Source organism: Diaphorobacter sp., assembly GCF_050251835.1.
Taxonomy (GTDB): domain Bacteria; phylum Pseudomonadota; class Gammaproteobacteria; order Burkholderiales; family Burkholderiaceae_C; genus JBFXIE01.
The window spans coordinates 1-9,059 of sequence record NZ_JBFWLZ010000063.1 but is presented as its reverse complement, the minus strand read 5'-3'; the positions used below and the strand labels follow the sequence as shown (position 1 = coordinate 9,059).

The 9,059-nt window shown below is 69.3% G+C and carries 8 protein-coding genes and 1 pseudogene; 3 read left to right on the top strand and 6 right to left on the bottom strand.

Annotated elements, in window-relative coordinates; genetic code table 11:
- Window positions 1-25 precede the first annotated feature (25 nt).
- The 6 genes from AB7E35_RS14365 to AB7E35_RS14340 form a co-directional block, all read right to left on the bottom strand.
- Window positions 26-1,069 (bottom strand): acyl-CoA dehydrogenase family protein, encoded by a 1,044-nt coding sequence (locus tag AB7E35_RS14365; RefSeq protein WP_428163564.1) that lies wholly within the window; start codon window positions 1,067-1,069, stop codon window positions 26-28.
- 187 nt (window positions 1,070-1,256) lie between these two features.
- The gene (locus AB7E35_RS14360) at window positions 1,257-2,414 is read right to left on the bottom strand and encodes an acyl-CoA dehydrogenase family protein (protein ID WP_428163563.1); all 1,158 of its coding nucleotides are present in this window, start codon (window positions 2,412-2,414) and stop codon (window positions 1,257-1,259) included.
- Window positions 2,415-2,424: 10 nt separating this feature from the next.
- Window positions 2,425-3,396 (bottom strand): Bug family tripartite tricarboxylate transporter substrate binding protein, encoded by a 972-nt coding sequence (locus AB7E35_RS14355; RefSeq protein WP_428163562.1) that lies wholly within the window; start codon window positions 3,394-3,396, stop codon window positions 2,425-2,427.
- Window positions 3,397-3,466: 70 nt separating this feature from the next.
- A complete protein-coding gene (locus tag AB7E35_RS14350) occupies window positions 3,467-3,940 on the bottom strand; it encodes a MaoC family dehydratase (RefSeq protein WP_428163561.1) in 474 nt (157 codons plus the stop codon).
- A gap of 2 nt (window positions 3,941-3,942) precedes the next feature.
- A complete protein-coding gene (locus tag AB7E35_RS14345) occupies window positions 3,943-5,103 on the bottom strand; it encodes a CaiB/BaiF CoA transferase family protein (protein ID WP_428167798.1) in 1,161 nt (386 codons plus the stop codon).
- A 2-nt stretch (window positions 5,104-5,105) separates the two neighbouring features.
- Complete coding sequence (locus tag AB7E35_RS14340; protein ID WP_428163560.1) at window positions 5,106-6,092, bottom strand: Bug family tripartite tricarboxylate transporter substrate binding protein; 987 nt, start codon at window positions 6,090-6,092, stop codon at window positions 5,106-5,108.
- A 138-nt stretch (window positions 6,093-6,230) separates the two neighbouring features.
- Here AB7E35_RS14340 and AB7E35_RS14335 point away from each other — a divergent pair, with 138 nt between their 5' ends.
- The 3 genes and pseudogenes from AB7E35_RS14335 to AB7E35_RS14325 all read left to right on the top strand — a co-directional run.
- Entirely contained in the window at window positions 6,231-7,178 is a 948-nt protein-coding gene (locus AB7E35_RS14335; protein ID WP_428163559.1) for a LysR family transcriptional regulator, read from the top strand.
- Between the two features lie 90 nt (window positions 7,179-7,268).
- Window positions 7,269-8,510, top strand: coding sequence for a 5-demethoxyubiquinol-8 5-hydroxylase UbiM (ubiM, locus tag AB7E35_RS14330; RefSeq protein WP_428163558.1), 1,242 nt, complete (start codon window positions 7,269-7,271; stop codon window positions 8,508-8,510).
- 67 nt (window positions 8,511-8,577) lie between these two features.
- Window positions 8,578-9,059, top strand: a pseudogene (locus AB7E35_RS14325) (radical SAM protein); the annotation flags it as partial.

The window sequence follows — 9,059 nt, the reverse complement described above, 5'->3', positions numbered from 1 at the left end:
AGGGCGTCTTACCGAAGCCCTGGTTTTAACCTGCGGGCTGCACATCGGTGATGCGCCGCACCATGTCCAGCGCCATCCCCTGGTGCTGCAGCAGTGCCTCGCCCGCCACGTCGTGCCAGTACGACTCGCTGCCGGCGGTCTGGCGCCAGGCATGCAGGCGGCGGGTGAAAAGCTGCAGGTCGTACTCGGCGGTGAAGCCAATGGCGCCGTGGATGGAGTGCGCCAGCTCGGACACGGCCAGCGCGGCTTCGCTGCAGCGCGCCTTGGCAGTCGCCACGCGCAGGCGGTCTGGTTGCACGCCGTTGTCGCCAGGCTCGGCGCTGCAGCCCAGTTGCGCGGCCATGCGGGCGGCGAACACATGCTCGCTCATCACCGCCAGCTGGTGCTGAATGGCCTGGAACTTGCCGATGGGGCGGCCGAACTGCTGGCGCTCGTTGGCGTACTGCAGCGTGCGGCGAAACACATCGCCCAAAGCACCGGCCATCTGCGCTGCCACTACGGCGGCCTGCAAGGTGCGGGCGTCTTGTGCCCCAGGCACGGCCACCACGGGCGCGGCCTGCACCTGGGCAGCAGACCAGGCCAGGGCGGCATCCAGCGCCAGCGCCTGGGGTGTGGCCTGCGCATCGGCCGTAGCCAGCAGGTGCCAGGCGCCGCCCGCCTGCGCCAGCACATGGTCGGCCACCTGGCCACTGCGCACCAGGGCGCAGCGCAAGCCGCCATCGGGCAGCCGCTGGCCGCGCGCCAGCGTGACGGTGCCGGCGGGGCACGCCACGCCAGCCTGGGCCAGCAGGGCGCGCGCCACCATGGTCTCGCCCAGCGGCAGCGGCAGCGCGTGCGCGCCGCATTGCTCCAGCACGCCGAACACCTGGGACAGGCCCAGGCCGGCGCCGCCGTCGCCTTCGGGCAGCAGCGCATCGGCCAGGCCCGTGGCCTCCAGCTGCGCCCACAGCTGCTGGGCCGCAGGCGCAGCGCGCCCGCCGGATTCGATGGCGCGCACCACCTGGGTCGTGCACTGGTCGGCCAGCACCTGGCGGGCGGCGTCGGCAAACAGGTCGTTGTCTTGGCTCATATGTGTATTTCTTATCTCATGCCGACGCAGCAATCTATTGCGCTATGCGCCGCCGGCAACCTATGAAAGTGGCGCGACCCACCCGCGGGCCGCCGTGCAAGGGCCGCCCCGCCGCACTGGCGGCGTCCCCCTTCCCGCGCGAAGCGCGAGAGAAGGGGGAAGCGGCGCAGCCGCTCAGGGGGTTGTCTCATCTCAGCCCCAGGCCCCGGGCGATCATGCCGCGCAGGATGTCGCGCGTGCCGCCGCGCAGCGAGTACGAGGGCGAGGCCTCGGTCACGTATTTCAGGGTCATCAGCAGCTCCGCGGGCATGTCCTCGGCCTCACGGGCGAACAGGTCGTCGGCGATCGCCGCCGGGATCATCTGCTCCAGCGTGGTGCCCAGCTCTTTGACCAGCGCGGCCTCGACGATGGGGCTTTCGCCGCGCACCAGCTTGCTCTGAATGGCCACCGACATGGCCCGCAGCGGCGCCAGCTGCGTCAGCACCTTGCCGGCCAGGCGCTGGGCCGATGCGCTGCGGCCCTGGGGCATGCGCACGTAATCCAGCCACTGGTCAAACAGCACGATGCTGGAAAACAGCCGCTCGGGCCCGCTGCGCTCAAACGCCAGCTCGGCCGTGACCTGCTCCCAGCCCTGGCCCTCTGCGCCGATGAGTGCGTCCGCGCCCAGCTGCACGTTGTCGAAGAACACCTCGCAGAAATGGCGGTCGCCCGACAAGTCCTCGATGGGGCGCACCGTGACGCCCGGCAGCGACAGATCGACGATGACCTGCGACAGGCCCTTGTGGCGGTCCTCGCTGCTGCCGGAGGTGCGCACCAGCGCAATCATGTACTGGCAGTGGTGCGCGTTGGTGGTCCAGATCTTCTGGCCGTTGAGCACAAAGCCTTGGCTATTGGGCGTGGCGCGCGTGCGCACGCTGGCCAGGTCTGATCCCGAGCCCGGCTCGCTCATGCCGATGCAAAAAAACGCCTCGCCGCGGCACACCTGGGGGATGTAGAACTGCTTTTGCGCCTCGGTGCCGTATTTGAGGATCAGCGGCGCGCTCTGGCGGTCGGCAATCCAGTGCGAGCCCACGGGCGCGCCGCAGGCCAGAAACTCCTCGACCAGCACGTAGCGCGTGAAGGCGCTGCGCCCGCCGCCGCCATATTCCCTGGGCAGCGTCACACCGATCCAGCCCTTTTTCCCCAGCTTGCGGCTCAGCTCGCTGCTGTAGCCGCCCCACGACCGGGCGCGGATGTGCGCGGGCAGACCGGCAATGGCCTCGGCCAGAAAGGCGCGCACCTCGGCGCGCAGTGCCTCGTCCTCGGGGGGGATGCGCGTGAGCGCGAGTGAATCCAAAACCTGCATGGTGCGCTCCTCAATCCAGCGATATGCCGGTACTCTTGACCACCGACGCCCAACGCGCCAGCTCCTTTTCGATGTAGACGCCGTATTCCGCGGGGGTGGAGCCCAGCGCCTCGGTACCCTGCACGCGCAGCTTCTCCAGCACCGCTGGGGTCTTGAGCGCCTGCAGGAAGGCCCGGTTCAGCCGCTCGATCACGGGCTGGGGCGTCTGGGCGGGCACCATCACACCCTGCCAAGCACCGGCCTCGAAGCCGGCCATGCCGCTTTCGGCCAAGGTGGGCGCCTCGGGAAAGTTGGGCAGGCGCTTGGCCGTGGAGACGGCCAACAGGCGCAGCTTACCGTCCTTGATGAACGGGGCCACGGAGTTGATGGTGTCGGTCATGAACTGGATCTGGCCCGCCACCAGATCCACGTCGGCCGGCGCGCTGCCCTTGTAAGGCACATGGGCCGCGTCGATGCCAAACCGCTGCGCCACCTGGAATGCCGCCAGGTGCGTGACGTTGCCATTGCCCGCCGATCCGTACGAGAGCTTGCCGGGGTTCTTCTTGGCGTAGTCCACCAGTTCAGCCACGGTCTTGACGGGCACTTGCGGATTTACCACCAGGCCCAGCGGCACCACGGCAGTGAGCGCGACGGGCGCGAGGTCCTTGCGCAGGTCGTAACTGATCTTCTTGTACAGCGCGGGGCTGAGCGCGATGGACGAGGTGTTGTAGAGCACGGTGTAGCCGTCGGGCGCGGCCTTGGCGACGAAGGCATTGCCGATGTTGCCGTTGGCGCCGGGCTTGTTGTCCACCACCACCGATTGACCGAGCTGCTCGCCAACGCTTTGTGCCAGCACCCGGGCCACCATGTCGGTTGGCCCGCCGGGCGGGAAGGGCACCACCAAGGTGATCGGCTTTTCGGGCCATTCGGCGGCCTGGGCGATACCGGCCAACAGGCCTGCGGCGGCCAGCACGGCCAGGCGGCGAGAGAGTTGCATGGTCATGGTCTTGTCTCCTTTGGTTTGAATGAAATTGGCACCTAGCCCAGTCAAGAAAAGCGTCAAAAGCTATCTTTTATATAGCTGATCGACCCGCCAGCAGGCGCACGGCGGTGTACTCCATGACCGGCTCGCCGCGTTGGTTGGTCACGGTGATGAGCGAGGTGACGACGGCCCGGTTGCCCTGGGACGTGGGGCGCACGTCCGTCACCTCCACCACCGCCTCGATGCTGTCTCCCACCAGCACGGGCGCGAGGATCTTCTGGTGCAGCTCCAGCATGGCCAGGCCCGTGCCCTGGATCATGCTTTGCAGGATGAAGCCTTCGATAAAGGTATAGGTGAGCGCGCCCGGCACGGGCCGGCCCCGGATGGCGCCGCCCGCGTAGCCGTCCTCGATGAAGATGGCCTCGAGCATGCCGGTGGCGTTGATGAAGTTGACCAGGTCTGCTTCGGTGACGGTGCGGCGGAAGGTGCGCCAGCGCTGGCCGACCTGCAGGTCTTGCCAGTACAGGCCCTGGCCCATGCGGGGGATGTCGTTCTGTGTGGTCATGGTCATAGCTCGGCAATGGCCGCATCACTCAGGCCCGCGGCGCGCAGCAGTTCGTGCGTGTGCTGGCCCAGGCGCGGCGGCATGGTGATGGGCGGCTGCGTGCCGTCGAAGCGCACGGAGGAGCGGGGAAAGCGCACCTCGCCCATGGCAGGGTCTTGCACGCTGGCGAAGAAGCCGGTGGCCGCGAGGTGAGGGTTCTGCGGCAGGTCGTCCATGCGGGCGACGGGGGCGGCGGGGATCTCCAGCCGCTCGCAGGTGTGCAGCCAGTGCTGCGTGTCGTGCTTTTCGACATGCTGGCTCAGGATCTCCAGCAACTCGGCGATGTGGCGCGTGCGGCTGGCCTGATCGGCAAAGCGCGCGTCTTGCGCCAGTTCGGGCTGGCCCACCGCGCCGAAGAAGCGGCTCCAGTGCGCGTCGGTGTACGGCATCATGCAGACATGGCCGTCCAGCGTCTTGTAGGGCTTGCGCCAGGGCGCCATCACGCGCGGGTAGCCAGCGCCACTCTTCGCGGGCGTGAAGTGCATGCCGTAGAAATGCTCGACGAGGTTGAAGCCCACCATGGTCTCGAACATGGGGATTTCCACGAAGCCGCCCCGGCCCGTGCGCTCGCGCGCGAACAGCGCCGCCAGGATGGCGTGCGCCGCTACCAGAGCGCAGGTCTTGTCGGCCGCGATGGTGGGCAGGTAGCGGGCCTCTCCGATCTGGCGTTGCATCAGGTCTGCCAGGCCGCTCATGCCCTGGATCACGTCGTCGTAGGCGGGCATGCCGGCATACGGCCCGTCCTCACCAAAGCCGTGCAGCCCCGCATACACCAGGCGCGGGTAGCGCGCGCGCAGTTGCTCGGGGCTCAGCCCCAGCCCAGTGAGCTTTTGCGGCCGCATGCTGTGCATGAACACGTCCGCCTTGGCCAACAGCGCATGCAGCGCGGTTTGTGCCGCGCCCTGCTTGAGGTCGAGCACCACACTCTTCTTGCTGCGGTTGCAGCCCATGAACATGGCGGCCATGCCGGGCTCGGCCGCCGGGCCGGTGTGGCGCGTGGAGTCGCCGCCCGGTGGCTCGATCTTGATGACCTCGGCGCCGTAGTCAGCCAGCACCTGGCTGGCCAGCGGGCCGAACACCACGCTGGACAGATCCAGCACGCGCACGCACGCCAGGGGCCCCATGCTCATTGCTGCGGCACCTTGGCCTGCTGGACGATGCGCTTCCACAAGGCGATCTCGCTCTTTTGGAAGTCGTGCATCTGCGCGGGGCCGCCGGTCATGGGCGTGGCACCCAGGCGCTCGTAGAAAGCGCGGGTTTCGTCCATTTTGGAGATGGAGGTGAACAGCTCGGCCAGTTTTGCCGTCTCGGCGGCCGGGGTCTTGGCGCTGACCATGGCGCCGACCCAGGTGTAGGCCTCGAAGCCGGGCAGGCCGGCCTCGGCGGCGGTCGGCACATCGGGCGACGTAGCCACGCGCTTGTCCGCCGCCACAGCCAGCACCTTCACGCGCCCACCTTTGGCCAGCTCCTGCACGGCCGTGACCTCGGCGAAGGCGTAGTCCACCGTTCCGCCAGCCAGCGCCGTCATGGTCTCGCCAGCGCCCTTGAAGGGCACGTGGACGGTGTTGATCTTGGCAGCGTCGTTCAGCAACTCGCCCATGAGCTGATAGCCAGCCGAGCCGGCACCGAAATTCACCTTTCCCGGGTGGGCCTTGGCGTAGGCGAGTAGCCCCTTGAGGTCTTCGTAGGATGCCTGCGGGTTTACGGCCAGCATGGCCGGCGCGCGCATCATCATGGTCAGCGGCGCCAAGTCCTTCACCGGGTCGTAGGGCAGCTCCTTGAACAGCGCCGCGTTCACCGCCAGCGTGGAGTTGCTGCCGATGAAGATCGTGTAGCCGTCGGCCGGGGCCGTGAGCACCTGTTTGACGGCGATGAACCCATTGGCGCCAGGCTTGTTCTCCACCACCACCGACTGGCCCGTGAGGTCCTGCAGCTTGCGCGCAAAGTAGCGCGCCGAGGTGTCAGTTCCACTGCCGGGCCCGAAGGGCACAACAAACTTGATGGTCTTGGACGGGAAGGCCTGCGCCTGCACGGCGGGTGCGAGGGCTGTGCCCAGGGCCAAGAGGCTGGCGCCCGCCAGGGCACGCAAGGCGGTTCTGCGTTGGGATGGCATGTGTTGTCTCCTTGGAATTTTTACTGCGCAGCGGCACCCCGTGCGGAGCTGGCAATACCACGGGGATGTCACTCTAGGCAGCGCCTCTTACCCTGTCTAATATTAAAAATATCAATCCCAATATCTTTTGGATATCACATGAACCTGCGCCAGCTCGGTCAGTTTGTTGCCCTGGCGGAAACCGGCAACTTTCACCGTGCGGCCGAACGGCTGCACATGGCGCAGCCGCCGCTGTCGGTGTCCATCCGCAAACTGGAGGAGGAGCTGGGCAGCGCGCTGTTCGAGCGCACCACCACGGGCGTGGTGCTCACGCCCGCCGGGCAGGCCATGCTGGCGGACGCGCGCCTGGCGCTGCTGCACGCCCAGCAGTGCCGCCAGGCGGTGCAGGACGCGCGCGAGGGCACGGGCGGGCTGCTGCGTCTGGGCATCATCGGCTCGGCCACCTATGCGCTGCTGCCGCGCTTGATTCCGTCGCTGCGCGCGCGCTACCCGCAGATCACGCTGGAGCTGACCGAGGCCACCTCGTCCGAGATCCTGGAGGGCCTGATGTCGCGCCGCTTCGATGCCGGCCTGCTGCGCTACCCGGTGCTGGACCCCAGCGGTTTCGAGCTGCTGGCGCTGGACCGCGACGACTTCGTGCTGGCCGTGGCCGAGAGCAGCCCGCTGGCACAGCGCGACGCCATCGCCCTGCGCGAGGCCGCGCGCGAGCCCTTCATCATGTACCCGCGCCACAAGGTGCCCGGGCTGTCGGCCCTGGCAATGATGCGCTGCCAGCTGTCGGGCTTTGCGCCGCAGGTGGCACAGGAGGCCATGCAGGTGCAGACCGTCATGAGCCTGGTGGCGTCCGGCCTGGGCGTGGCCCTGGTGGCAGGCGTGGCGCAGCAGATGGTGCCGCCCGGCGTGAAATGCCTGCTTCTCACCGACAACCCGCCGGGCTTTCACGTCGGCATTGCGCTGGCGCGCCTGGCCGGCAGCACCAGCCGCGTGGTGGAGCGGTTTACCGCGCATGCGCTGGACATGGTCGGCCTGCCGGCGAAGAGCACCGGGGCACCACCGGCACCGCCCCGGCGCGGCCCCATCGCTTGACCCAGGGCAAGACATGCCGCACGCAGGCTGCCCACAATGCCCCCGTCGCCCACGGGCGCCATTGCCGCAAACACCTACCACGCACCCTTTATGCACAGCGACGTTCTCATCGTTGGCGCAGGCCCTGCCGGCCTGTCGCTGTCCATCGCACTGGCCCAGGCCGGTTTCACGTCCACCGTGCTGGATCAGCAGCCCGGCGCCGCGCTGGCCGCGCCCGCGCCGGACGGGCGCGAGATCGCCCTGACCCACCCCAGCGTGGCGCTGCTGCAGCGCCTGGGCAGCTGGCAGGGCCTGGCCGCGCACGAAGTCGGCCGGCTGCACGACGCGCAGGTGCACGACGGCCCGGTGCGCCCGCAGGCGGGCATGGTGCTGCATGCAGGCGGCAGCGGCGTGGACCACCTGGGCTGGATCGTGCCCAACCATGCGCTGCGCCGCACCGCTTATGCCGTGGCGGCACGCACGCCGGGGGTGCGCATCCTGAGCGGCGCCCAGGTCACCCGCGTGGCGGTGCAGCCCGACCGGGCCGAGGTGGACTACACCCAGAACGGCGCGCCCGGCGAACGGCTCACCGCGCCGCTGGTGGTCGCCGCCGACAGCCGCTTTTCGGGCATGCGGCGCCAGCTGGGCATGGGCGCGGCCATGACCGACTTTGGCCGCACCGTCATCGTCTGCCGCATGCGCCACCAGGCGCCCCACGGCGGCACGGCGCATGAATGCTTTGGCTACGACCGCACGCTGGCCATCCTGCCCCTGCCAGGCGATCCCGAGGGCCATGCCACCCTGCCCCACCTGTGCTCGGCCGTGGTGACGGCGGACAGCGCCGACGCCGCGGCGCTGCTGGCCCTGTCGCCCGAGGACTTCACGGCGCGCGTGGCCGCGCAGTTCCAGCACCGCCTGGGCGCCATGCAGCTGATGGGCGAGCGCCACGCCTACCCGCTGGTGGCCGTGTACGCGCAGCGCTTCACGGGACCGCGCTGCGCGCTGGTGGGCGATGCGGCCGTGGGCATGCACCCGGTGACGGCGCACGGCTACAACCTGGGCCTGGCGGGCGTGGAGCGCCTGGCACGCACCCTGGCCGATGCACGGGCCCAGGGCCGCGATGTGGGCGATGCCGCCGCGCTGGCGCAATATGCCCGCGCACACCACCGGCATGCCTGGCCCATCTACCAGGGCACCAACGCCATCGTGCGCCTGTACACCGACGCGCGGCCGCTGCCGCGCCTGCTGCGCCAGGTGGTGCTGGCGGGCGCCAGCCGGCTGCCGCCGCTCAAGGCGGCCATCGTCAGCCAGCTGACGGGCCGTCGGCCGGCCTGGCCGACGCCCTTGCCCTGATACCCCTGGGCACCATGCCCGGCGCGGCGGACCGGGATAATCCAGCCCCTCCGCCCGCCGATTGCCCATGCCCGCAGACCTGCCCCGCGTGCTGTCCGTCATCCCGCCGATGACGCAGCTCAACACGCCCTACCCCTCCGCCGCCTACCTCACGGGTTTTCTGCGCTCGCGCGGCGTGCAGGCCTTCCAGGAGGACCTGGCGATCGCGCTGGTGCTGCGGCTGCTGTCGCGCGACGCTCTGGCGCAGGTCGCCGATCTTGCGCGGGCGCTGCCTGCGCAGGCGCAAAGCCCGGCGGTGCAATCCTTTCTGGCGCAGCAGGACCGCTACCTGGCCACCATCGGCCCGGTGATCGCCTTTTTGCAGGGGCGCGACAGCACGCTGGCGCACCGCATCGCCAGCCGCGCCTGGCTGCCCGAGGGGCCGCGCTTTGCCGCGCTGGACGTGTTCGAGGACGACGGCAGCGGCGACCCGCTGGGCTGGGCCTTTGGCGCGCTGGGCCTGGCCGACAAGGCCAAGCACCTGGCCACGCTGTACCTCAACGACCTGGC